Raw genomic sequence first — 24226 nt, 5'->3', positions numbered from 1 at the left:
TTAGTGGATGTTGTTCGCCTTTGTTCAGAACTGGTAAAAATCAGATCTGAAAACCCTCCCGGATATACCGATGAGGTGATCTCCTATCTACAGGAAGTATGTACATCAATCGGGATAGATACGCAAATTCTTAAAAAGGGACGAAAATGGAATCTGCTCTCAAAAAAAGTGAACAACCGGTTTCTTCTCTGTGGGCATGTTGACGTTGTGCCAGCTCTTGATACATCCTGGACTCATCCGCCATTTTCAGGTATGATCTCTGAATCATCTGTTTTTGGTCGTGGTTCCACTGATATGAAGGGTGGATGTGCAGCTCTCTTATCTGCCCTTTCCCAGGTAAAAGATGGTGGACATGAACCACCTGTTGATGTTGCTTTTGTTTGTGATGAAGAAGGTAACGGTGATTTTGGAATGGAGTACCTGATTGCGAATGGGCATCTCCATCCCAAATATTGCCTGATAGCTGAACCTACTCCTCCCCTTTCTCCGGTTATCGGAGAGAAAGGGGTGGTCAGGCTCCACTTAACGTTTTCTGGTGATCCCGGTCATTCCTCTCTTCATCCGGTTATGGGTAGATCCGCAATTAGTGAAGCCCTGAAATCTCTCACTCTCTTTGAAGAAATCCATTCACTGACCTGGCCTGAGAACCCATTGGTTCATGAGGTTATTCAGAATACAACTGATTCTCTATCAACCCTTTTGTCAATTTCAAAAAATCAGGCTGCAACAATGCTAAGCAGGGTAAGTTACAATCCCGGAATTATTTCCGGGGGTGAACGTATCAATATCATCGCCCAGAATTGTGAGATGGACATTGATATGCGGATTCCCTGGGGTTGTGACCTTGATACACTTCTTCAAAAAGTACATTCGTCTCTGCAGAATTGTGTAGTGGATGTGATTGATAAGGTCGGCCCAACCCTGAGTAGTCCAGGTAAGCTTTGCAGACTGGTTTGTGATGGCATTGAATCAGTACATGGAAAAAAGGCACTTCCCGGAGTGACACAGGCAGCAAGTGATGCACGACATCTCCGGGAGATTGGAGCTGAAGTGGTGAATTATGGTCCTGGAGATCTGTCACTTCTTCATGCGGTAAATGAATCTGTTCCGGTCAGAATGCTTCATGACTGCAGGGATGTTTATGTGCATCTCTTGACACACATGGAACCATAATTTTTTAATTTCTTACCTTTTTCAGGGCTTTTAGTTGTTCCATTGCATGATGGTAATTCGGATCAATCTCAAGTGTTTTATTATACCATTCAATTGCTTTATCACGTTCTCCCTGTTCCTCATAGGTGTGCGCAATATTATATGATGCATCAGGGTATTCTGTGGTTATTTCAAGTATTTTTTCATAGTCTGCAATTGCTTCATCGTATCGTTTCAATGAAGCCAGGGCATTACCTCTGTTAAGTAGGGTTAGGAGATGATCCGGACAGTCATCCAGTATCAGATTATACTGGATTAATGCTTCTTCATACCGCTCCTGCGACTGCAAGGTATTTCCCAGGTTATATCTGGCTTCGAGAGATTCAGGTTCACGATGCAGAGCTTCCTGATACATCTCTTCAGCTTGTGCATATCTCCCCAGATTCTGAAGGGCAAGACCTTTATTATTCCAATATACTGCAGGAGCCGGGTCAGCAGCAAGAACACGTTCATAACATTCCAGTGACTGTTCATGTTCTCCCATCATTCCCAGAGCAACACCTTTCAGATTCCACAGGACTGGATTATCCGGGGCACTTTTAAATAATTTATCAAGATATTTTATGGCTTTTTCAGGTCTTCCACGCTGGATTTCCCGAATGACCATGGCAGCCGTATACGTTTGATTCCTGCTTATCATTATTTATTTTCCCTTATAAGCCACCACCGGGTATATATCAGGTATGCAATGGCGTTTATCAGAATCATCAGAACAACCAGAGCAATGACAATACTCACTGGTCCGGTAAGGTTCTTTTTAACCGATGAAAACAGATCTGGCATCTTTTGTGAGGAAGATTGTACCACTTCCATTGGTTCAGGTGTTTGTTCTGATGATTGTTCCAGAGCTGTGTAATTATCATTAATCATTGGATCTGAAACAATTTCCCAGGTCTGAAGCGGCTCTGGAGTTGAAACCTGTGTATTAATTGTTTGAACGACCTGTGGTTGTGCCGGAGGCATTGGGTTTGAAAAATCCAGCGGTATACTTTCCAGGGGTGGTTGCACATAAGCAGGAGCTGGGGCTTGTCCAGCAATTGGAGCCAATGATGGCGTGTGATTTCCTTGTCCGGGTGCAGGGGTTGCAATGCTCGATGCATTCTCAACAAACAAAGCGTATACTCCCGCTTCATATATTGTACCGGAAATTTCACCGGTAAACTGATTAGATCCTGTCTTCAGATCTTTCCAGGATGCTACCTGTGGGTTATATGCGAATATTTGTGGATTTTTAGATATGATGTCAGATATTCTTTCAAAGGGAATATGGAATGACAAAACTCCTTCCGGATTAAAATACGTTCGCTCCGGAGATATTTCATAAGCATATCCAGTGAATACCAACGAGGGATTTTGTTCAACCGGTGGCAAAGTGTCAATACTCCGTGATGTCAGGAATATCTCATCAAGGAACTGACCGGAAGGAGCAAACAGAAGTGTATCCTGATTGAACTTTACCGAAGCCATTCCATCATCAGAAACAAATGATTCCTCTGTTTCAAGTCCGTATCTGATGGAGGGAGTATTGCCTGCAGAGTTATCCTGAATCTGATTGGAACTCTCTCCTGGTTGTGAGGCAGGTGAAGAACTGGAAAAATTATCTGTTGGTTCGTTGTCTAAAAACTGAATAGTCTGTACCGGGACCGGAGTAAAGCCCGGACCTGTAACCTGAACTGACCCGGAGCCGGTTGAAATATCAAACTGTTCGGATGTTCCCTGTTCAAATAGAATGGATTCTGATGCTGGGCTTCCATCAATTTGAAATGTAATAAGCAGATCTCCTGTCTGGAGTTCTTCTTCGGAGACATTGACCTTAAGTCTTGGATCAAAAAGACCCGGCCCTCCATAAAAGCCAACAACTTCGGTTGTTATCTGTCCTCGCATGGTGTTCTGCAGAAATGCTGTGATTGTTGTTCCAACCGGTGCTGGTGTTCCATCAATCAGAACATTCCCATAATATTCTGCAGGAAGTGGAGGTACCGCATGTACTGGCAGAATACAGCAGATTATTATGATGGTTAAGGGCAGGAGCAGTCCTGCTGAAAAAGATCGCATACAGGTACTATGATTTGCACTATTAAAACATGAAGGAACAATTTTTTCATTAAAAAATTATTGTGCATGAGTTCACATTGAATAAGTTTTTATGCGTCCTCGTGGATTTCGTAGCAATGAACTTGTCAGCGGAGAGAATTACTGTTCTGGCAGTAGATGATGAAGAGGAAATCCTTGGATTATTCAGTCATTATTTCTCCGACGATGAATTATTTTCAATAGTAAAAGCAGATTCTGTTGGAGCGGCTCTTGAAATACTTGCAAGACAGGAGATCTCTGCAATCGTTTCTGATTACCTGATGCCTGGAACAAACGGGCTGGAATTTCTCTCGCTTCTCCGTGAACAGGGTAATAAAATACCGTTCATTCTTTTTACCGGAAAAGGATGTGAAGATGTTGTTATACAGGCACTCAATCTTGGGGCTGATTTTTATATTGTTAAAGGAGAACAGCCAGATCTTCAGTTTCAAATACTGAAAAAACAGATTAATGTATTAATTGAGAAAAACCGGGCAGATGAAGCATTAATTGCCAGTGAAAAATTAAACCGAAGGATGTTATCTCAGCTTAGGGCTACTCTTGAGGCCACTGAAGAAGGCATTCTGGTAGTGAGCAGAGACGGAAAAATTGCTGATTTTAATGAACATTTTTTAAAACTCTGGAATATTACACCTGCTGATATTCTTGATGCTCCGCTTAAAGAGTTCTATTCCCGAATTCCTGCAGAAATACCCAATACCCTTTTCCACTCCGAAAAAATTCTGCTTGAAGATTCTTATCTCGGACGTCGCTTTACCATTGACTGTAATGATGAAAGAGTAGTGGAAGTTTTTGTAAGATCCCAGAAATGTGATGATAAGGTAATCGGTGTCGTCTATAGTTTTCGGGATATAACTCCCCGTATTCGTGCTGAATTATTACTTGCAGAAAGTCGCGAAAGGTTTCGCATTTTATTTGAACACTCTCCCGTCAGTAATATGGCCATTAGTCCGGATGGCAGAATTACTGAAGTTAATCGTGCCTGGCTCTCAATGATGAAGCTATCACGTGAAGTAGTTATCGGGACTCCTTTTTTTGATATTGTGGATCCGGCAGCGAAAAGCGATTATCTTACCTATATTCAGGAAATTCTGAAAGTAAACGTAAAACACGATACTGAGCTGGTGTTGCGTGATGGGGAAGGTGCACAGGTTATTGTGCTGGCAGATGGTAGTGTTGTTAGGGATAAAGATGGAATTATAGTCCAGATTCACTGTGTTTTACGTGATATCACATTCCAGAGGAAGACCGAAAAACAGCTAAAATGGACTGAATCGTTACTTTTTGAGGTCATGAACCTGCTTCCATTTGGTATCTGTGTAACCGGTGGGAAAAATCTTGCATTAATTTTTCAGAATAAATTTTTTATGTCCTTCTGGGGCCCGGAAATTTCTACAGCGTTACATCTCAAAGATGGTACACCGACATTGAAAGATTATTTTGATGCAGTATGTGTCAACAACAGTTCATCAGATCCCGGATTTTATGATTTTTATACTAATCCGAATGTCTCATGCAATGAATTGGAGTTACCGGGAAAACGGGTTGTCAGGGTGCTTAACCGGTCATTATCCTTGAAAGATGGTGATGAACGAATCGTGTGGGCATTTGAGGATATCACGCGACTAAAAGATCAGGAAAATGAAATTCGCCGGTATGCAAGAAAAATCGAAGTGCTGAGTCGGATTATCTCGCTATCAGGAAGAGCAGAATCAATTCCTTCACTTGCCGATTTGACTTTGTCAGCACTTACTTCCATTTTGCAGTACACTGGTGGTGCATTTTATCTGCGTTCTGAGAAATCCGGAGCTTTCCGTATGATAGCCAATACCGGACTATCTGAATCGTTTATCAGCGAGACTATTGAATTTTCTATCCATGATTATATCTCAGATCATGATGAAAAAAAACCTCTCTTCATCCATACGTTGTCGTTCTTTTGTCCGGATTTCGCAAAAAGATGGGGAATTACCGGATTTGCGTATCTTCCTGTTATGTGTGATGATGTACTCATTGGTTCAATTCACTTAACCTGCAGTAAACCCCAGGTAATTCCCCTCGAAGATCAGGAAGTACTCCTTGGAATTGGAAGAGAAATAGGAAGTTCACTCAGAAGACTTGAGGATAAGAAAAAGCTGATTGAAGAAAGAAGAAACCAGAATAATCTGATAAATACCTTAAATGCAGCTGTAATGGTAATTGATGCGAATGATCATACCATTCTGACGGTAAATGAATATCTCGTTAAAAAAACCGGAAAGTTCAGGGATGACCTCATAGGAAAAGTGTTCTCTGATGATATTTCTCCTTTAATATCTTCAATTCCATATGATACGGTTGGAATTGATCCCGTCTCGATAAAGCATTCCTATTCAACAGATGGGGAAGACAAGGTTCTATTGGAGACACTGATTACTCCGGGAATTTGGAATGGTAAGAAGGCATTATTATGCATTTCTCATGATATAACATCAACGGTTGCCGCACTGGAACAGGCCAGGCTGACAGAAGAGCAGTTAAATGCGATTTTTGTCACGTCACCATTCGGGATTATTTTATTTGGGCCTGATGATCGGCTGAAAGAGATTAATCCGGTAGCTATCAGATTATTGGGTCTTTCTGCCCCATTAGTTCTTAACAGATACCGATATCTGGATGATCCAAATATTCCGGATGTCATTAAAGAAAAGATCAAGAACCGCGAACCTGTTTCTGCAGAATTAACCTATGATTTCTCTCGTATCCGGAAAGAAAATCTGTACCATACCTCCAATTTTGGTACAATTCGTATCCGGATTATTGTCACTCCGGTATCATTTTCAAATTCAGAAATGTATGATGGCTTTTACCTGCTCATCGAGGATATATCTGAAAGACATCAGATCGAACATGAAATTCACTCTGTAAGAAGGAAACTTGAACAGATTCTCGATGCAAGCAATGACGGGTTCTGGTTTTACCAGTGTAATGAAGAGGTAGTTTCTCTTTCCTCTCATCTCCGTGAAATTCTTGGACTATCTCCGGAGAAGGAGAGAATTCCAATATCTGATTGTATTTTGAATATTCACCCTGATGATCGCGAAATTGCGCTTTTATCCTTTCAGAAGTTAAAAGATAAAGAAATTTCACAGATGTCCATTGAGATTCGGATTCGAGATCCTGAGTATGGATGGAGATGGGTGTATGCCAGAGGGAATGTTTCCGAATGGGATAAAGAGGGTCATCCTCTTACTAATGTTGGTGCAATAACTGATATTTCCAGAAGAAAAGAGAGTGAACAAAGATTACTGGAGAGTGAACTTTTTAACCGGAGCCTCATTGCAAACCTTCCTGATTATCTGTTTATTTGTGATCCAAACGGAAAGATTCTCTATCGGAATGAGAGTGCGGGTCGTGCATTCAGGTCTTTTAGTAGTGACAGTATAGGCAAGAGTTTAACCGATTTTATAAATCCGGAAAACCGATTATCTTTTACTACTCAAATTGAAAAAAGGATAAATCAGGAAGAACTTTCCCCCTTTGAGATGTATTTTGAACAGGATGAGGAGCATCGCATATGTACGGTTGTTCAGGCTTTTGCAATCACTTTTGATAGTAAACCAGCTACCCTTGTGGTGCTTACTGATATTACTGAAAGAAAACAGAATGAAATTGAACTGGCCGGGTATGCCGATACCTTAAAGGGCACTATTGAGGCTCTTGCATCAGCGAACAGAAAACTTAACCTCCTTTCTAATGTAACAAGGCATGATATCCTTAATCAGATCCACATTGTAAGGAGTTACCTCTCTCTTCTCATGGAATCGTCATTGTCTGATGAAGATGAACGCCTCCTGGAAAAAATTGCGTATGCGATTGGTTTTATCCAGAGTCATATTGAATTTACGCGAAACTACCAGGAAATCGGGGTGCATACTCCTGCATGGCAGAGCCCGCAGGAAATCATTGCATCATTAAATAGTGCTGGGAAAAAAATTCATTCAGATCTGAATTCTCTGGAGATATATGCGGATCCGTTACTCTCGAAGGTTTTTGAGAACCTGTACGATAATGCAATCCGGCATGGGGGAAATGTTACAGAAATTTCTGTACATTGTGAGGAACAAAGTGATGAGAGTCTTCTCGTTGTTTGGGAGGATAATGGGTCCGGTATCACTGAAGATAAAAAGGAAAAAATATTTGACAGGGGTTTTGGGAATAATACTGGTCTGGGTCTATTTTTAATCCGGGAAATTCTTGCCCTGACTGGAATCTCAATTTATGAATTTGGAAAACCGGGAGTGGGAGCAAAGTTCTTAATTGTGGTTCCTTATGGAAAGTTTAGATTCTGTGATAATATTAATTGAAGTTCACAAAATTTTATATGAAGCATAAATTTTTTGATCATCTATTAAACAAAAACGGTAAAATAGTAACATCTTAATAATATTCGTACTAATCTTAGGCTGGTGTTATTATGCATATACCAGATGCTTTTATCCCTCTTCCACAAGCTGCAATATATTGGATTATTGCAATCATTTTCCTTGGTTTGGCAATAAAATGGGCACGTTCAGAGCTTAATGAAGACAAAATCCCCTTGATTGCAGTTCTTGCTGCCGGAATATTTGCCCTTCAGAGTTTCAATCTGCCAGTATCCATGGGTACCAGTGGTCATCTGGTTGGAGGTGCACTTGCAGCAATTGTTCTTGGCTCGCCTTTTGCTGCAGTTTTCATCCTGACTCTTGTACTGATTATTCAGGGTTTTATTTTTGGAGATGGCGGTATTACAACGATGGGGGCTAATATCCTAAATATGGGTGTAATAGGTGGTTTCGTTGGCTATTATTCATTCCAGGCCATTATTAGGATAATTAAAAACACCTATCTTTCAGCTGCCGTAGCTGCATGGCTTGCATGTTTTATTCCTGCCCTTGCATGTGCGGTAGAAATGGCAATAGCAGGCACTTTCCCCCTTGTCCCGGGACTTGTCGCAATGGGGCTTTATCATGCAATTATTGGTGTTATTGAAGGAATTGTTACTGCAGTGGTCATATACCTCCTTGCAATGGCGCGACCTGACCTGATAGATTCAGATACCGGAGTTGTTACTACATGATGAATAATAATGCCTTAATAGCAGTAGGAGTTATTATTGCGATTGCTATTGGGATAATTGCGGTATTCATGGCATCCGGCGATCCGGACGGGCTTGAAAGTTCAGCTCTCGTCGTTTCAGGACAAAAAGATCTCACCGGACTTTCACCGGAAGACGGTGATGCTGAAACAGTTGGAACCGGTTCATATGAATATACCTCTCCCATGCCTGATTATTCTCTCGGAGAAGAAATGGGTTCAACAGGGGGGATCATTGCAATCATCATTGGAATTATTATCACCCTGCTGGTTGTAATGGGAGCTTTATACGCTATCAGGTTTAGTAAAGGTTCCAGATCATAATCCGGATTTTTCAAATCATTTTTCATTAATCTCTAATATTTTTCATAAATGGGAGTTATTTCAGTATCATTTTATTGCAGATCATGTATCTCTAATACTGCAGAAATTTCTGGAATTTTTCATGTTATTTCAAAATCTGGATTGGAGCGGATAAATGCACATCCTTGAAACGCAACATCTTTGTCATACTTATAAAGGAAATATCGATGCTCTTCGTAACATTTCTTTTGTAGCACCTCGAAATATCAGAATTGCAATAATCGGTCCGAATGGGGCAGGAAAAAGTACACTCTTTAAGCATTTTAACGGAGTTCTGAAACCCACCAGCGGAAAAATCCTTGTCAGAGGAGAACAGATAACAAAGGAAAATATCCGGGAAGTAAGAAAAACCATAGGTCTTGTATTTCAGAATCCGGATGATCAGATCTTCTCACCGACGGTTGAACAGGACGTGGCTTTTGGTCCCATGAACATCGGGCTTGATGAAGAATCAGTACGACACCGGGTGAATGAAGCCTTGAAAATTGTAGGTCTTGAGGAATACCGGACCCGGGTTCCACACCATCTTTCCGGAGGAGAAAAGAAAAGGGTCGCCATTGCTGGAATAATTGCAATGGAACCGCAGGTTCTGGTACTGGATGAGCCAACTGCAGGCCTTGATCCCCAGGGTATTCGGGAAATTACCCGGTTTATCCGTAACTTTTCTGATACATACGGGATGACTGTAATTTTCTCAACTCATAGTCTTTCACTTGCTGCTGAACTCGCAGACTACATCTATGTAATGAATCGGGGTGAGTTTGTTGCTGAAGGAACCGTCTCTGAAATATTCTCGAAGCCTGATCTTCTTACCAGTGTCAGACTCGATGTTCCTGTACTTCCAAAACTCATCTCATCGCTTCAAAATCAGGGTGTAAATATCGAAATGGGATATACGTATGATCAGGCAGAAAAATCCTTCCTGAAAGCCTTTGGAAAAATGGCATGATTGAAGAACTGTTTGACCTCGAAGAAGTCTCTTCTCAAAAGAGTTTTATTCATTCCCTTGATGCAAGAGTAAAACTGATCTTTTGTTGTGCAGCCATCATTTCAATGGTATCGGTACCATATTCTCCTGCTGTGTATGATGTAGGGCTTGTTTTTTTTCTATTGTTTCTAATTCTCTGGTTTTTTTCCCGCATATCTCCGGTAATATATTTCCGCCGTCTTCTCATCGCCCTGCCTTTCGGATTTATGTTGTGTGGGTTTCAGATATTTTTTAAAAATCGTTATTATTCTGAATATCATACCCTTGTTGAGTTCCCTTTCGGGATACAGATTTTTTATGAATCTGTTCAGTTTGCCTCAATCCTTCTAATAAAATTCCTTGTCTGTTACTCTTTTATCGTCCTTCTTTCATCCACAACTACTCTTCAGGATCTTCTTGAAGCCGCCGGGAGGTTAAAAGTTCCACCTGAACTTATTCTTGCCCTTGCAATGATGATCCGCTATCTCTATGTATTCGGAATTATTTACCGGAAAGTCACCGATTCTTTAAGTACAAGATTGTTTGATCCCTTCAATCGTGCTCTGCCTTATAAATATCGTATTGTAAATATGGGGTATATGATGGGTTCTTTGTTTATCCGGTCACTTGAACAGGGTGAGCGGACATACGCCAGTATGCTGTGCCGGGGGTATGGGAGGGATAGTTATATTTTCATCCGGAAAAAACCCTTGGTGATTACAGATATTCTCTTTCTGGTAATAGGTCTGTCTTTTTTAATTATTATTCCGTTTTTCTGCTGGTATGATCCTTTTCAGGTCACCATAGTTTTTCCCTGGTAATGCAGGTAGGATGTTTTAATTTCTATCTGAAAAAACCTCTGGGAGCAGGGAATAGGTCTCCGAAAGGTTTTGGAGAAATATAAGGGCATAATATCGAAGGAACGTCACAACCGGAGTCATCACTATCAGAGTGATTCCTCCCATTACGACAACCGGGAAAATAAATTCTGTTGATGTTAAAGATCCGGCAGGCTGCAGTCCGGGAATTAGTACAAGTGAAGAAAACCCAAAAATTTCCAGGATACCCGCGATGAGGAATCCTATCACAACTCCGGTTACTATATTAATAAAGATCTTTATCAGGAGGTATACTCCGGTCTCATCCCATCTGCCTGAAAATTCCCTGATAATAATCTTCCAGCCTCCTATTATTCCACATTTGTGGACAATCATGACCGGAACGACAAAATCAGTTGTGATTATTGTCAGTATCCAGGCAGGTATTATCATGATGAGCAGTCCTGTAAGAGTATACACAAGGGCAACCAGGAATTGTACCGGATTATCCGGATTAGCAATTAAGACTGGTATTGCTATGAATAATATTGCAATTGCCCCACAAAAACCTATAATGAGGATTATCGCCAGATAAAATCCCAGGAGCCTGATCCCCATTCCAATTCTTTTCCGAAATGATGACAGCAATTTTTCTGTTCCGGTTGAGAGGTAGTCAACAAAAATAAACTGGAATATTGAACTGAATAGTGAATAGATTAGTAAGATAAGAAGAATCGCTGTGATGACCATGGATATATGGCTGGTTTCATCAGTCATTCCACCCTCTGTTGTTAAAGAGGAAAGATAGGGGATATCTGTGAATGAGATATCTGATGGAAAGGGGCCTGTCATCCATGCACCGATGAAAAAAGCAATTATAAAAAGACGAAAAATTCTGCCCGGATGCGGGGGCCAGAACCTGCTTTTTGTGTAGTTAAGAGCCGGTCCTATTGCCAGTATTGCCTGATACTCACCCATAAATTAAACTCTTGTGTTTTCCATTTTTGCATATTCGCATTCATGAAGGCCTGGATAGTTTTTGACCGGACAGATTGCGCACACGGGATTTTTCTTACATATGTGGTTTCCGAGAAAAACTATCTGAGCATGATAATCATTGTAAAGATAGACATCTGGTGATATTCGTCTCATAAAAAAATCCTGCATCTGTTCATAGGTAGATGTTTCTGGAAACCAACCCTGCCTGGCCCCGATTCGGCGAGTGTAAGCATCAACAACAAAAACTGGTTTTTCAAGAGCATAGAGAAGGATAGAGTCCACCGTTTCTGGTCCGAATCCTGAAAGAGCAAGGAGTTCTGATCGTACCTCTCCTGTAGGCATTTCTGCCATCCTGTTTATCGATCCATCATATTTTTTTAGAAAAAAATTAACAAACAAAAGGATTTTCTGAGTTTTCTGGTTATAATATCGGGAGGAGCGGATAAGAGGAGTTATTATATCAGATCCGGCACGGTACAATTTAGCTGGTTCCATCAGGTTTGCTTTTGTTAACGCACGAACTGCGTCATGTGCACCTTTCCAGGATACATTCTGGGCAAGTATTGTCCCGATAATTGTTTCAAACGGAGTATCAGATGGCCACCAGTTTTGTGAGCCATGAGCTTCGTTTAATGCTTTGTAAAATAGGAGAAGGTCTGTTCCGGTCCACTCTGACATTCTGAAAATCCCATCATTATTGGAATTTATCTAGAAAGGTTCTTTTGATCCAATCCGGTATTATTTAATGCAGTAGAATGCATATCAGTTTCATTAGACAGGTACATCCATGCCACCAAATGTCTTAATTGTAGATGATGAACCCGCCCTCAACGAATTATTTGTGATAGGGCTCAATAGATACGGGTTCAGAACTGAAGGCGTCCTGGGCGGGCAGGAGTGTCTGGAGCTTCTTGACACCCCTTATCGTCCTGACCTGATTCTTCTTGACATGATGATGGAACCCATGGATGGGTGGGAAACACTTAACCGGCTTAAAAGAATTGATGAGTTAAAAAATATTCCCGTCATCATGCAGACTGGGAAAAATCTGACCTATAAAGAAGCCGAGCAGTTTTCCTATTGTATAGAAGATTACATCATGAAGCCGATAACCCCAAAACGGTGTATTGATCACATCGTAAATGCATTGGATAAGGTTCGCTCAATTAATGATATTATCAATCAGGGACTTCGCGCTGGTTATCCTGAAGAGAAAATCCGGAGGCTGGCTCATTTATATCGCACAATAAATGTTGCAAAAAAACTTTTAATAATACTTGAAGAGCGATATGGGAGTCAGCATGTGACAAGTGACAGCGAAACCTATGGGCCTGATGATTACAACAAATTCCTTGAAAAAATTAATACTGAATATGAAAGGGTAGCAAAAGAAATTGACTTCAGGATTACCGGAATGGTTCCGGTCATTCCTGAGTGATTACGTTATTTTTTTATATCACATCCATCTACTACACATGAACTGATGATGGCTCCCACAGCCCTGAATGCATCCTGTAGATCCTGATAATTAGGAATATGTGCTTCTCCCAGCATGTCAATAGCCGATTTCATTGAGTCACCACCCAAAAGGCAGCCAACCACCATTGATCTGGTAAATCTGGAAAGTCGTATCATTTCATGGGCCAGGTTTTTGGGATCCATCGTCGCAACAGGGGAGGTAATTACAATTGCAATGTCCCAGAAGTTCTGATATTTTATCAGAACATCAAAAACCCGTGCAAAACGTGATGCATTGGAATCTCCCAGCAGATCTACCGGATTACTATGAGACCAGAGGTCTGGAAGAATCTTATTTAGTTCATCCAATACTATTTCAGGAAGGTTTATCATTTCAAGATTACATTTTTCTGCATAATCTGATGCCAAAACTCCAAAACCTCCTGCATTTGTCAGAATAATGGTTCGTTTTCCTCTTGGGTATCCTTCAGATACGACCAGCCGTGCGATATCAAACGCTTCATTGAGAGAAAGTGTGGGAATAATACCAACTTGTCTGAATGCAGCAACATATGTTTCAAAGCTACCTGCAAGTGAACCGGTATGTGAGGATGCTGCTTCCTGTCCACGAAGAGACGAACCTGATTTCAGAGCAATAATTGGTTTTCTTCCACGCATTGTCGCAGCGTATTCTAAGAACTCTCTCCCGTCGCGGATTTCTTCTACATATAATATGATTGCATAAGTCATCGGATCCTGGTCAAGTACCTGCAGATACTCCATAAAACCCATATCACTCTGGTTTCCAACACTTATCACTGAAGAAAATCCGATTCTTCGTGTTATTGACCAGTCCAGAACTGTAGTGATAATTGCACCACTTTGGGAAATAAATCCGATTTGACCAGATAAGGGTGACTGCACATCAAAAGTTGCATTCAGTTCGAGCGGGGGGATAATAATTCCAAGACAATTCGGGCCCACAATTCTGATGCCTGTCTCCCTTGCAACTCTGACAAGTTCATCCTCAATCAGTCTCCCCTTTTCACCATTTTCCCTGAATCCGGCAGTCAGAATAACTGCAACTTTCACTCCCTTTTTCCCTGCTTCCAGGATAATTTCTGGCACCTTCGGAGCCGGAATGGCAACTACTACCATTTCAACGGGTTCTGGTATGTCTGAAAGAGTTTTAAATACCGGAATCCCGAGAATGTCTTCAGCATGAGGATTTATGGGGTAGAGTTTCCCTTTAAAATTGAGCAGGTTACGAAAGACGGCATATCCTACTTTTCCAGGATTTGTAGATGCACCAACAACAGCAATTGAAGCAGGGTGCAAAATATCCGGAACCTTTGAGAGGATTAGTTCAGGTTTTTGTATGATCTGTTCTTCCGATTGTACATAAATGCGCGCATCCACCGCAAAAGCACCCTTTTCATAGAGGATAACCGGATTGATGTCAAATTCAATGATTCGATCATCATTAAAAAACATTTTTCCCGCAAATGAAAGGAGTGAGAACAGGGCCTCCTCATCCAGTGGTTTCCTCCCTCTAAATCCGGTAATAAGTTTGTATCCACTCATTTCCCGAATCATTTCCCGGTATTCTCCGTCAGATACCGGAAGAACCCGCATGGAGAAGTCATGGAGTAACTCTACGAGAATACCTCCCATCCCGACGGTGATTATCTTTCCAAAGGACGGGTCAATCTTTCCTCCAATCAGGAACTCTGTCCCCTGAGGGACTTCCTGCACTACCATATATCCGGAAATTTCAGCATCAGGAACTGCAGTTTTTACCCGGATGTCCATTTGCTCAAGCGCGGTTTTCAATGCATCCGAACAAGAGAGATTCAGGGCAACTCCCCCGGCATCTGATTTATGGATTACCTGGGGTGATACCACCTTCAGGACCACCGGATAACCCATGCGTTCCGCGGCGTTAATTGCTTCGTCATGAGAATTCGCAAAAATATAATTTGGAACTGATATCCCGTTTTTATTCAGGATCTGGTATCCTTCATATTCAGGAAGGAGTTTTTTCTCCATGATTCCTCCTGAAGGTGAATTTAGAATAAGTATAAGATAAGGATGATCCTGGTTAGAGATTTTTTAGCAGTGCCTGGAAAATTCCTTTCCTCAATTGTTCCTGGGAAACGGGTCCGGATGTCGGAATCTCTGCAAGTCCTGATAATGCATGGCCATTAATAAAAAACGCCGATGTATTGTTCGGAATATCTTCACCAAATGAATTATTAATATATACCAGTTCCACACCGGAAACCATGAGTTCACCGGATAGTTCGGTCATAATCTCATTAATCCCGTCTGCATCCTCCGGAGTCTGTCCCTTGTGTTTCCATTCAACTTTAATGGTTATCTTTTCAATTGCTTCACCACCACAACCCGGACAACCTCCGCATTTGTCTGGTGAACAGTTGGAATTATTATAACAATCCATAAATTTCTCTTCCATTCCGTGTTCCGATAATTATCAGTAGAGTCAATAATTGTGGGCGCTACAAGGACATGAGTATTTGTCTTTGCATTTCAGTCATAAAAAACCGAATAAAATTGATAAAAGGGTGGGGGGTTTATTCAGTTTATTGTTGTGCAGCTGTGTCCCCGGAGCATATGTCACGTGTGAGTCTGGCATGTGGGGGTTTGGGGGACAATGATTTTTTCAGGTTGGTATTGCTCCGGTTAGTTCCTGCACACTTACAAGGTCATGAGAGAAGTATATGAGGTTTCGGTAAACCGGGTGAAAGTAAAAAATCATAAAATGATCCTCTCCTAATAATTTTAATTTGGCGTTTGTTTTTATTTTTAATCATTAATGGGGCGAATTATCGATCATCTTCACTTTCGGAAAAGACTCATTTTCTGCATACGTTCATAAGATAGAAGATGTAAGATGGGTGACCATTATATTGCGGAAACTATCTGGCAATGACAGAGAAAATAATTCTTCATCTGGATATGGATTCATTTTATGCTTCTGTTGAAGTACGAGACAATCCTGACCTTAAGGGACTTCCAGTGGTCATCGGTGCTGATCCCCTGGAGGGAAAAGGGCGGGGAGTTGTCAGTACCTGTTCATATGAAGCAAGAACCTTTGGTATACATTCAGGTATGCCGATATCCCGTGCATTTGAGCTGTGTCCCCAGGCTGTCTTTTTAAAGCCCGACATGCGAAAGTATGCCCGGGCATCAGAATCGATAATGAGTCTGCTCCGGGAAATAGGCGGTGAAATAGAACAGGTCTCAATCGATGAAGCATACATGGACCTGTCTTCTTACCTGACATATGAAAATGCCTCTGGTCATGCCGCAGACATCAAGCAGGAGATCCTCTTGCAAGAAAAACTGACCTGTTCGGTTGGCATCGCTCCTTCGCGAACATATGCAAAGATCGCATCAGAATATCAAAAACCGAACGGGCTTACCGTCATCTCTCCATTTGATCTTCCTGGATTTTTATCTCCACTTCCTGTCCTGACCATACCCGGAGTCGGAAAAAAATCAGCCGGTGTCCTTGCCCGAGCTGGTATCTCTACCATAGGTGATATTGTAAGAACTGATATTCAGGTGTTACAGGAAATATTTGGAAGTCATGCCGTCCGTCTTCATGAAATTGCATCCGGAACTGATCGGGAAGGTCTTCGTGAGTCTGGTCCAAGAAAATCCATCAGCCGGGATCGCACATTCCTCGAAGATGCTATAGATACGACAGTGATCATGGAACATCTTAATCTGATGGTGCTCTCTCTTTCCCATGAACTTACAGAAAGGAGAATGTATTCGCGCACCATTGGTATCCGGATTCGGAACAGAAATTTTATTACCCGGACAAAATCGGTAAGTTTTATGCAACCTGTGCGTGATGCCCGTATTTTACAAAAAACTATTAATTCCCTGTTTGCAGAAATCTGGACTGGTGAACCAGTGCGTCTTATAGGTGTCAGATGCTCGGGACTTGTCCTGCTTGACCCGGTGCAAAAGACCCTTCTGGATTACCTTCCTGATAATGAGGCCTGACTTCTTTATTTATATATTACTAGCATTAAAAAACAAGGATTGATAAATTCACTAAATACACATACTACTATGGGAGCGTCAGGGGGTCATTTTGATAAAGGGAGATGGGTTGATGATAGGGAACCGGAATCTCCTTCTGAAGATGTGAATGATACTATTGAAACACGTCTTCGGTTCGCAGCAGGTCAGATAGGAAAAGGGATAGATGAATTATTTTCCGCAGGAAGCGATCTTTTCTCTACTCAGGAAGGCAGACTGGCACTAGGCCGGAAACTTGACGGCATATGCAGTGATATTGTGCAATCCTGTGAGGAAATTCGTCAGGAAAGTATAGAGTTTATTAATCAGGCACGAGATCGTATTATTAAATGAGGGAACGTTCCTGATGAGAATAAAGGCGCATCCTGCTCTTCGTACATTCGGTTGCAAATATGCCCAAATGGCTTGATGTCGGTACACAGATAATTAACCTGGACTACATTCAGAAGTTCCTCGTTGTAGAGGTAACGAAGGATAGAAAAGGGCAGGTTATTGTGGAAAAGGCTATACTCAGGGCACATCTGAAAGATGGCGAACAGGTGAATATTGCGGCATTTAAAAATAAACTGGATGCTGTAACCTGGATACGGACACGTCTCCGAAATAATGAAGAAAAGGTAATTCAGGTCCGTTAATCCCTATTTTCCGATCTTTCTTTTTTCCTGATATCTTTTTTTCTCAGCATTCAAAGTAATGTTTATCTGTCCAAAAAGTAAGAGAAATGGCATGAGCAAAACCTATGCAGTTCCCCTTGATGTCCCAAAAAGTGAGCAGGATACGTATATTCGCAATATAAAAACAATTACTCATGATTCTGGTCGTCTGATGCTTTTTGCCGGAGACCAGAAGGTTGAACATCTTAATGATGATTTTTATGGTGACGGGATACACGCGGACGACCATGACCCTGAGCACCTTTTCCGGATTGCATCAAAAGCAAAAATCGGATGTTTAGCTGTACAACTCGGCCTTGTTGCAAGATACGGTGCTGATTATCCCAAGGTTCCATATCTCATAAAAATTAATTCCAAAACCCATCTTGTACCTAAATCCCAGGCAGAACCATTTTCCAATCTGCTCCATACCATTGACCAGGTTGTTGCATTCAGAAAAAGCAGTAAGCTGAACATCCTGGGTATTGGTTACACCATCTACCTTGGATCCGAATATGAATCAGAGATGCTTCGTACTGCCGCACAGGTAATCTTTGAAGCCCACCGCAATGGTCTTGTTGCAGTTCTCTGGATTTACCCACGTGGAAAAGCGGTTGGAAATGAAAAAGATGCTCACCTCATTGCAGGTGCGGCAGGGGTAGCAGCCTGTCTTGGAGCAGATTTTGTGAAAGTGAATCCACCCAAAGGTGAAGGTGCCTCATCTGCAGAACTTATCAGGGAGGCTACCCTTGCAGCAGGAAGAACAAAAGTGGTTTGTGCAGGTGGTTCCAGTGTGGATGCGACAACATTCCTTACCCAGCTCTGGGAACAGATACACATTGGGGGATGCAGCGGGAATGCAACCGGAAGAAATATCCATCAGAAATCGCTGGATGAAGCGGTTCGGATGTGTAATGCCATCTACGCAATAACCGTGGATGGGGCTTCAGTAGAAGACGCACTTAAGGTTTACCATGGTGACTAAAGAGTGTTCCATTAAAACTATTGGCATTTTAACCGGAGGAGGAGACTGTCCCGGTCTGAATGCTGTGATCCGTGCAGTAGTGAAAACTGCTCACCTGTACGGATACTCAGTTGTCGGGATCAGAAATGGATGGAAAGGGATTGTTGAAGGGGATGTCGAACCGTTAACAGAATTTTCTGTCACCGGTATTCTTCCAAAAGGTGGGACCATTCTTGGAACCTCACGAACAAACCCGTTAAAGAGTGAAGAACAGACCCAGCAGATGCTGACGAACATTAAAAAGTTCGGTCTTGATGCAATTGTAGCAGTGGGTGGAGACGACACGCTCAGTGTTGCAACCCGTCTGCACCAGATGAAGATTCCGGTTGTGGGTATTCCAAAAACAATTGACAATGACTTATCCGGTACAGATTACACCTTCGGTTTTGATACGGCAGTATCCATCGTAACCGATGCCATTGACCGGCTTCACACAACTGCAGAATCTCATCACCGGATCATGGTTCTGGAAGTAATGGGGAGGCATGCTGGGTGGATTGCAACCATCGCCGGAATAGCCGGGGGTGCTGACCAGATCCTGATTCCGGAAGTGCCATTCGATATTGAGGATGTCTGCGAGGGACTTCGGACTCGTCGTGAGAGGGGCAAGAAGTTCTCTATCGTTGTCATTGCCGAAGGGGCAAAGCCAAAAGATATGATGGGTTTTGCTACCGCTTCTTCAAAAGTGGATGAGTTCGGACACGAACAACTTGGAGGAATCGGTCATCTCCTGGGCAGGGCAATAGAGGAGCGTATTGGATCAGAAACCAGGGTCACTGTTCTAGGACATGTTCAGCGTGGAGGAACTCCGACTGCTCATGACCGTGTACTGGCTACACGGTATGGAGTAAAAGCAGTGGAACAAATTCACGAAGGCAAGTATGGTGTCATGGTTGCACTTCATGGCGACAAAATTATCTCTATTCCACTCAGCGATGCAATCACTCAGAAAAAAGTTGATCCGGATCTCTACGAGATGGCAAAAATATTTTATTAATTATTTACCTATTTTTACCAGAATTTCCTCAAGGGAGGGGTATCTCGATTCAATTCTTTCGACAGTTCCTCCATTTGTTGTAATGGTGCCTGTCATTATATTGAGTTCTTCGATGGAATGCGCAACAGACATCCAGAGATTACCATTAAGCTCAGCGGCAATTTCAGGGGTCTGGTTTTCAGGATAAATATACCAGATCTCGTACCTGATGGATCCAAACTGTTCACGAAGCTCGGGCATGGTGCCATATACTATCACTTTTCCCCGCTTGAGGATCATCACATGGTCACAGATCTCCTCAACCTGTGCAAGGTTGTGCGCAGAAAGAATGATGGTTTTACCCTGCATTCTGAGTTGCTTCAGGTACTCAATAATAAACCGGGTGGTCATGGGATCAAGACCAGACCCTGGTTCATCATAGATAAGAATTGAAGGATCGTGAATGAGTGATCTTGCGATTGCAACCTTTCTTTTCATACCCTTAGACAGATTACCTATTCTTTTTTCTTCTGGTTGGAGGGATAACTGGGCAAGAAGGAGGTCTGCCCGTGCCCGGATGGTGGTTTTATCAAGGCCATATATCTCACCGAAAAAACTGAGATAATCGGGTACCAGCATGGTCTCATACAATCGTGATTCTTCCGGAAGATAGCCGATCTGGGATCGTACCTGCATCGGATCGCTGATGAGGTCAAGATTGCCAATCACTAATGAGCCTGAAGAAGGCAGGATAAGACCTGAGAGGATCTTCAGAAGTGTGGTTTTTCCTGCTCCGTTATGCCCGATAATCCCGAATATTTCTCCTTCCCTACAGGTAAATGAAACATCGGAGAGGGCATACATATCTCCATATTGTTTGGAAAGGGAGGATGCTTCTATCATACTGATGTATGCTCCTTGTTTCTGCTACATTAAAGATTTACGGTAAGGATTGATATACCATCCCGGCGAACTATCACGCTAATGGAGGCACTTTCTCAACTTCTAACCATAGCAAGATGGGAAATAAAACGTTTTTCGGGAACGATGACTCGTGATCTTCTTCCCGTTGCGATAGTACTTCTGATCCTCCTGGTAGCGGTAAGTGGATTTATCACGGAAAAAGGAATTCATCTCCAGGATGGTATGTACCGGATTGGTGTCGATAGTCCGGTTTATCTTGATATTATTGGTAATGATCCACGATATCTTGTCTATTCTCTCCCTTCTGATATTCAAAATATCAGGTCAATGGGTCTTGACCTTGCAATCAGGGACGGCTCTCTCCTCCGAACCAATGGTGATAAAGGAGCTGCAGCACAGAAAAGTTTTGAACGTGATTACCAGTCATATGTTGACCATCTCTACCGGCAGCAGGAAGATCTTTTTGCAGCGTATCCGGTCTGGATTGATAGTGAATATATCGTAAGCGAACTAGATTTTCTGGCAACCCAGGGAGGACAGCAGGTTGCGGCACCAAGACGGGCAACCGAGCTCCCTCCAGAACCTGATGAACCTGAAACAGATATTGCGCCTCCTTCAGGAATCCTGCCGGCAGATATGGACGAACTCCGGATCCAACTTGAACAGGAAGCGGCACGGGGAACCGATCAACTGGGACGTTATACTGATATTCTCAAGCAACAGGAAGCTCTCGGAGAACTGCGGATCCCGTCGATGCTCTCTCCACCTCTCCCATTTGATACAATCATCTTCATATTTGTCTTTATCTTTCCACTTTATTTTTCATCCCAGTTTTTCATGATGAGCATCATGAATGAGAGAACCCTTCGTCAGGGTGAGGCATTGATAGCATCGCCGGTCCATCCGGTTATCATCGTATTTGGCAAGATGATCCCCTATGCCGGGGGAATGCTTCTTATCGTTATTGCCATTCTTTTTACTGTTAAAGCAGACATAACTGCAATTCTTCCCCTGATCCCGGTGATTCTTTTCTTTTTATCATTTGCACTCTTTATCGGGATGGTATCCCGGAGCTACAAGGAACTCTCCTTCATCTCCATATTTTTCTCGACGATTGCAACATCATACCTGTTCTTTCCTAGTATTTTTGCAAATGTACATATTGTGAGCCTTCTCTCGCCGGTTACCCTGGTCGTTCACGTTATTGACGGTACCGGGTATACCCTCACCGATTATTTCTATTCTACAGCGCTATTTTACCTGACCAGTATCATTCTCTTTGCTATCTGCATCAAAAATTTCCATGAGGAACAGCTTTTTACTGAAAAAAGTCTGTTGGATACTCTTGCTATGTATCTGGGTGCTCTTGTATCAACCAGGTACTGGTTCCTGTCTTTGATTCTTATCACCATCATGACCATCCCGTTCGTTTTCATGGCACAGATGATGTATTTAGTGCTCTTTTTTAACCTTCCTATGCCGTTTTCATTAATTCTTATTATGGTCCTTGCAGCATTCACCGAGGAGATGGTAAAAGCAGCCGGGTTTGTGGCCCTGATATCTCATCGTCTTCCTGTTCTTACCTGGAAGGTTGTGGTATTCTCCTCTGTACTGATTGGGTTTGGGTTTTTACTTGGAGAGAAACTTCTGTTATTTGCTACCATTTCACAGATTGCAGATTCAATCTTCGGGGCTGCCCTGTTTCTCTCAATTGGTCTGCTCTGGATCCCGTTTCTTCTCCACACCGTGACGGTTTTATGCACTGGAACGGTTTTGAAGATATGGGGTAAGAATGCACTGCCTGTCGGAATTGCTATCGCTACAATTGTTCATACGGTATACAATCTGTATATGCTGAAGGGGTGGCTCTGGTGAATCTTTCTCTGGTATGGATTATTGCAAAAAAAGAACTCCGGAGCCTTGGTTCTGAAAAAACTATCATCCTGGCAATACTGCTTCAACTTTTTATTGCAATGTTTTCGTCATTTCTGATGGTGGGTCTTTCTGCAATGTATGATCCATCCATGTACGGAAGGATTACTGGTATTCAGTATGGGGTGGGATTTGTCGGGAACAACTCAGTCCTTTTTGACCTCTTCGAAAGAGACTCTTCGTTCAAGCCTTATAAGATGGATCCGGGATTAGCTCTTGGCGCTCTGAAAGAGAGAAAACTTGCTGCAGTTATATGGCCATCTGAAACTTCTCCTGATGCTGATGATCCGGTTACGGTAACCCTGTACACTATTAGTAACGATATTCAGTCAACTGTCATCGAGGTAAAAATTAAAGATATTCTCCTGGAATATGAAGACATCCTTCGTGATGTCAGAAAAGAGCGGCTTGATTATCATCCGATAAAAGTGACTCCTTCAAGGCCCGTGGCACAAAATTCATTTTATGAGTTTATTTATGGCCTTCTTATACCAATGCTCCTCTTTATGCCTGCTATCATATCGGCAGGTCTTGTTATTGATCTTATCACAGAAGAGCATCAGCAACAGACCCTTGATACTCTGCGGTCCACGCCTGCAACTCTTGAAGAGATTGTATGTGGAAAAATTCTTGCATGTATTGCCATTATCCCGGTTCAGGCAGGGTTATGGCTCATCTTACTTACGGTTAACGGGATTAGAATTGTATCACTGGTTGAGGTGCTTCTTCATGTTGTTTTCACCAGCGCTGCGCTGATATTCATTGCAGCAACAATCGCTGTTTACTACCGGGACAGGACCAAGGCACAATTTATATTTTCAACTTCAGTCATTATTGTCCTGCTGCTTCTCCTGGCATTCCCTTCAAACCCGGTAAATCTCATTGTGCTTCTTGCATCCGGAGGAGCACCGGCCTATCACTGGGCAGTTATGGGGGCCATGATAGCAGGTTGTCTCATCCTTTCGGTTATTGTCCGGAATATGGTAAAAAAAGTAGAGTATTCCTGATTTTTATTCTTTTACTCCAGAATTTCTTGTTTTGCAGATCCTAGTTTTGGTTCTAATTTTGCTGCGGTCTGAAGGGCAAGGTCTGCCCTGTCAGAAAGGCCCCCTGCCTTCATGATGATCCCTGCATTGAACCATACTTTGGGCATGGTTGGAAACATTGAGAGTGCCTTTTCAATGGCAATGAGAGCATCATCGTAATTGCCGGTTTTATAATAGAGCACGGAGAGATAATGCCAACGGATTGAAAAATCGTTATATTCCATGGGAATTTGAGTGAAATCATTAATCGCTCCGGTAACATCCCCGGTTTTATACCTGATAAAGCCTCTCCTGAATAGAAATTCCGGATTGTCCGGATATTGCCTGACAAGTACTTCAAAGTCAGTCATTGCATCTTCATATCTGCCTGCATCAAGGTGGCACATTCCCCGGTAATACAGGATATCAAAATCGCTTATGCCTCCCGTAATTGCACTCGTAAAAAAGACACAGGCTTCAGTCAGTTCACCATCCCGGTATTTTTTCAGACCTTCTATATATGCCTTTTTGGCTGGATCTTCTGCCTGGCTTTCCATGGTATACATGTTGCAGATTCCTCTATTTCAAA

General features: G+C 42.3%; 22 protein-coding genes. 14 read left to right on the top strand and 8 right to left on the bottom strand.

Translation table 11 applies throughout. The annotated features are described in order from the left end of the window. Positions 1-3 precede the first annotated feature (3 nt). Positions 4-1173: a M20 family metallopeptidase gene (locus DLD82_RS08640; RefSeq protein WP_181391340.1), complete on the top strand. Its 1170-nt coding sequence runs from the start codon at positions 4-6 to the stop codon at positions 1171-1173. 4 nt (positions 1174-1177) lie between these two features. On the opposite strand, the gene DLD82_RS08635 is transcribed toward DLD82_RS08640, so the two are convergent. After that, the gene (locus DLD82_RS08635; RefSeq protein ID WP_109940714.1) at positions 1178-1852 is read right to left on the bottom strand and encodes a tetratricopeptide repeat protein; all 675 of its coding nucleotides are present in this window, start codon (positions 1850-1852) and stop codon (positions 1178-1180) included. Beyond that, positions 1852-3267: a hypothetical protein gene (locus tag DLD82_RS08630; RefSeq protein ID WP_109940713.1), complete on the bottom strand. Its 1416-nt coding sequence runs from the start codon at positions 3265-3267 to the stop codon at positions 1852-1854. Before DLD82_RS08630 ends, DLD82_RS08635 begins: the two co-directional genes overlap by 1 nt. A gap of 116 nt (positions 3268-3383) precedes the next feature. Between DLD82_RS08630 and DLD82_RS08625 the strand changes: the two genes are divergently transcribed. The 5 genes from DLD82_RS08625 (at position 3384) to DLD82_RS08605 (ending at position 10572) form a co-directional block, all read left to right on the top strand. Further along, a complete protein-coding gene (locus tag DLD82_RS08625) occupies positions 3384-7652 on the top strand; it encodes a PAS domain S-box protein (protein ID WP_146199739.1) in 4269 nt (1422 codons plus the stop codon). Positions 7653-7762: 110 nt separating this feature from the next. Continuing rightward, a complete protein-coding gene (gene cbiM / locus DLD82_RS08620) occupies positions 7763-8404 on the top strand; it encodes a cobalt transporter CbiM (protein WP_109940711.1) in 642 nt (213 codons plus the stop codon). Further along, the gene (locus DLD82_RS08615) at positions 8401-8745 is read left to right on the top strand and encodes a PDGLE domain-containing protein (RefSeq protein WP_109940710.1); all 345 of its coding nucleotides are present in this window, start codon (positions 8401-8403) and stop codon (positions 8743-8745) included. The genes cbiM and DLD82_RS08615 overlap by 4 nt, the downstream gene beginning before the upstream one ends. Before the next feature lie 154 nt (positions 8746-8899). Then, complete coding sequence (locus DLD82_RS08610) at positions 8900-9733, top strand: ATP-binding cassette domain-containing protein (protein WP_109940709.1); 834 nt, start codon at positions 8900-8902, stop codon at positions 9731-9733. Then, on the top strand, positions 9730-10572 hold the full coding sequence (locus DLD82_RS08605; RefSeq protein WP_109940708.1) for an energy-coupling factor transporter transmembrane component T family protein: 843 nt from the start codon (positions 9730-9732) through the stop codon (positions 10570-10572). Before DLD82_RS08610 ends, DLD82_RS08605 begins: the two co-directional genes overlap by 4 nt. 15 nt (positions 10573-10587) lie before the next feature. On the opposite strand, the gene DLD82_RS08600 is transcribed toward DLD82_RS08605, so the two are convergent. Both DLD82_RS08600 and DLD82_RS08595 read right to left on the bottom strand, forming a co-directional pair. Then, a complete protein-coding gene (locus DLD82_RS08600; protein WP_109940707.1) occupies positions 10588-11547 on the bottom strand; it encodes a DUF7544 domain-containing protein in 960 nt (319 codons plus the stop codon). Positions 11548-11550: 3 nt separating this feature from the next. Continuing rightward, positions 11551-12246, bottom strand: a complete 696-nt coding sequence (locus DLD82_RS08595; protein WP_109940706.1) for an endonuclease III domain-containing protein — start codon at positions 12244-12246, stop codon at positions 11551-11553. A gap of 109 nt (positions 12247-12355) precedes the next feature. Here DLD82_RS08595 and DLD82_RS08590 point away from each other — a divergent pair, with 109 nt between their 5' ends. Continuing rightward, positions 12356-13006, top strand: coding sequence for a response regulator (locus DLD82_RS08590; protein ID WP_109940705.1), 651 nt, complete (start codon positions 12356-12358; stop codon positions 13004-13006). A 5-nt stretch (positions 13007-13011) separates the two neighbouring features. On the opposite strand, the gene DLD82_RS08585 is transcribed toward DLD82_RS08590, so the two are convergent. Next, positions 13012-15075: an acetate--CoA ligase family protein gene (locus DLD82_RS08585; RefSeq protein WP_109940704.1), complete on the bottom strand. Its 2064-nt coding sequence runs from the start codon at positions 15073-15075 to the stop codon at positions 13012-13014. Between the two features lie 52 nt (positions 15076-15127). Beyond that, positions 15128-15502 carry a hypothetical protein gene (locus DLD82_RS08580; RefSeq protein WP_109940703.1) on the bottom strand — a complete coding sequence of 125 codons (375 nt, stop codon included), beginning with the start codon at positions 15500-15502 and terminating at the stop codon, positions 15128-15130. A 473-nt stretch (positions 15503-15975) separates the two neighbouring features. Between DLD82_RS08580 and dinB the strand changes: the two genes are divergently transcribed. The 5 genes from dinB (at position 15976) to DLD82_RS08555 (ending at position 19777) form a co-directional block, all read left to right on the top strand. Then, complete coding sequence (gene dinB / locus DLD82_RS08575) at positions 15976-17064, top strand: DNA polymerase IV (protein ID WP_109940702.1); 1089 nt, start codon at positions 15976-15978, stop codon at positions 17062-17064. 69 nt (positions 17065-17133) lie between these two features. Then, the gene (locus DLD82_RS08570) at positions 17134-17436 is read left to right on the top strand and encodes a hypothetical protein (RefSeq protein WP_109940701.1); all 303 of its coding nucleotides are present in this window, start codon (positions 17134-17136) and stop codon (positions 17434-17436) included. Positions 17437-17495: 59 nt separating this feature from the next. Next, positions 17496-17738, top strand: a complete 243-nt coding sequence (locus DLD82_RS08565; RefSeq protein ID WP_109940700.1) for a hypothetical protein — start codon at positions 17496-17498, stop codon at positions 17736-17738. Between the two features lie 91 nt (positions 17739-17829). Continuing rightward, a complete protein-coding gene (locus DLD82_RS08560; protein ID WP_109940751.1) occupies positions 17830-18741 on the top strand; it encodes a beta/alpha barrel domain-containing protein in 912 nt (303 codons plus the stop codon). Then, the gene (locus DLD82_RS08555; RefSeq protein ID WP_181391339.1) at positions 18731-19777 is read left to right on the top strand and encodes a 6-phosphofructokinase; all 1047 of its coding nucleotides are present in this window, start codon (positions 18731-18733) and stop codon (positions 19775-19777) included. The genes DLD82_RS08560 and DLD82_RS08555 overlap by 11 nt, the downstream gene beginning before the upstream one ends. On the opposite strand, the gene DLD82_RS08550 is transcribed toward DLD82_RS08555, so the two are convergent. Further along, positions 19778-20659: an ABC transporter ATP-binding protein gene (locus tag DLD82_RS08550; RefSeq protein ID WP_109940699.1), complete on the bottom strand. Its 882-nt coding sequence runs from the start codon at positions 20657-20659 to the stop codon at positions 19778-19780. A 144-nt stretch (positions 20660-20803) separates the two neighbouring features. Between DLD82_RS08550 and DLD82_RS08545 the strand changes: the two genes are divergently transcribed. Both DLD82_RS08545 and DLD82_RS08540 read left to right on the top strand, forming a co-directional pair. Then, on the top strand, positions 20804-22555 hold the full coding sequence (locus tag DLD82_RS08545) for an ABC transporter permease (protein ID WP_342764568.1): 1752 nt from the start codon (positions 20804-20806) through the stop codon (positions 22553-22555). Then, on the top strand, positions 22552-23619 hold the full coding sequence (locus DLD82_RS08540) for an ABC transporter permease (RefSeq protein WP_245920400.1): 1068 nt from the start codon (positions 22552-22554) through the stop codon (positions 23617-23619). Before DLD82_RS08545 ends, DLD82_RS08540 begins: the two co-directional genes overlap by 4 nt. Before the next feature lie 11 nt (positions 23620-23630). Here the strand turns inward: DLD82_RS08540 and DLD82_RS08535 are convergent, their stop codons facing one another. Then, positions 23631-24203, bottom strand: a complete 573-nt coding sequence (locus tag DLD82_RS08535) for a tetratricopeptide repeat protein (RefSeq protein WP_109940697.1) — start codon at positions 24201-24203, stop codon at positions 23631-23633. Positions 24204-24226 lie beyond the last annotated feature (23 nt).

Source organism: Methanospirillum stamsii, assembly GCF_003173335.1.
Classification (GTDB): domain Archaea; phylum Halobacteriota; class Methanomicrobia; order Methanomicrobiales; family Methanospirillaceae; genus Methanospirillum; species Methanospirillum stamsii.
This window is presented reverse-complemented; position numbering and strand designations above follow the sequence as displayed.

What these genes read in the sequence shown, in the direction of transcription:
- DLD82_RS08635 (WP_109940714.1), bottom strand. Translation starts at nt 1,852, where the DNA reads ATGATAAGCAGGAATCAAACGTATACGGCTGCCATGGTCATTCGGGAA.
- DLD82_RS08630 (WP_109940713.1), bottom strand. Translation starts at nt 3,267, where the DNA reads ATGCGATCTTTTTCAGCAGGACTGCTCCTGCCCTTAACCATCATAATA.
- DLD82_RS08625 (WP_146199739.1), top strand. Translation starts at nt 3,384, where the DNA reads ATGAACTTGTCAGCGGAGAGAATTACTGTTCTGGCAGTAGATGATGAA.
- cbiM (WP_109940711.1), top strand. Translation starts at nt 7,763, where the DNA reads ATGCATATACCAGATGCTTTTATCCCTCTTCCACAAGCTGCAATATAT.
- DLD82_RS08615 (WP_109940710.1), top strand. Translation starts at nt 8,401, where the DNA reads ATGATGAATAATAATGCCTTAATAGCAGTAGGAGTTATTATTGCGATT.
- DLD82_RS08610 (WP_109940709.1), top strand. Translation starts at nt 8,900, where the DNA reads ATGCACATCCTTGAAACGCAACATCTTTGTCATACTTATAAAGGAAAT.
- DLD82_RS08605 (WP_109940708.1), top strand. Translation starts at nt 9,730, where the DNA reads ATGATTGAAGAACTGTTTGACCTCGAAGAAGTCTCTTCTCAAAAGAGT.
- DLD82_RS08600 (WP_109940707.1), bottom strand. Translation starts at nt 11,547, where the DNA reads ATGGGTGAGTATCAGGCAATACTGGCAATAGGACCGGCTCTTAACTAC.
- DLD82_RS08595 (WP_109940706.1), bottom strand. Translation starts at nt 12,246, where the DNA reads ATGTCAGAGTGGACCGGAACAGACCTTCTCCTATTTTACAAAGCATTA.
- DLD82_RS08590 (WP_109940705.1), top strand. Translation starts at nt 12,356, where the DNA reads ATGCCACCAAATGTCTTAATTGTAGATGATGAACCCGCCCTCAACGAA.
- DLD82_RS08585 (WP_109940704.1), bottom strand. Translation starts at nt 15,075, where the DNA reads ATGGAGAAAAAACTCCTTCCTGAATATGAAGGATACCAGATCCTGAAT.
- DLD82_RS08580 (WP_109940703.1), bottom strand. Translation starts at nt 15,502, where the DNA reads ATGGAAGAGAAATTTATGGATTGTTATAATAATTCCAACTGTTCACCA.
- dinB (WP_109940702.1), top strand. Translation starts at nt 15,976, where the DNA reads ATGACAGAGAAAATAATTCTTCATCTGGATATGGATTCATTTTATGCT.
- DLD82_RS08570 (WP_109940701.1), top strand. Translation starts at nt 17,134, where the DNA reads ATGGGAGCGTCAGGGGGTCATTTTGATAAAGGGAGATGGGTTGATGAT.
- DLD82_RS08565 (WP_109940700.1), top strand. Translation starts at nt 17,496, where the DNA reads ATGCCCAAATGGCTTGATGTCGGTACACAGATAATTAACCTGGACTAC.
- DLD82_RS08560 (WP_109940751.1), top strand. Translation starts at nt 17,830, where the DNA reads ATGAGCAAAACCTATGCAGTTCCCCTTGATGTCCCAAAAAGTGAGCAG.
- DLD82_RS08555 (WP_181391339.1), top strand. Translation starts at nt 18,731, where the DNA reads ATGGTGACTAAAGAGTGTTCCATTAAAACTATTGGCATTTTAACCGGA.
- DLD82_RS08550 (WP_109940699.1), bottom strand. Translation starts at nt 20,659, where the DNA reads ATGATAGAAGCATCCTCCCTTTCCAAACAATATGGAGATATGTATGCC.
- DLD82_RS08545 (WP_342764568.1), top strand. Translation starts at nt 20,804, where the DNA reads ATGACTCGTGATCTTCTTCCCGTTGCGATAGTACTTCTGATCCTCCTG.
- DLD82_RS08535 (WP_109940697.1), bottom strand. Translation starts at nt 24,203, where the DNA reads ATGTATACCATGGAAAGCCAGGCAGAAGATCCAGCCAAAAAGGCATAT.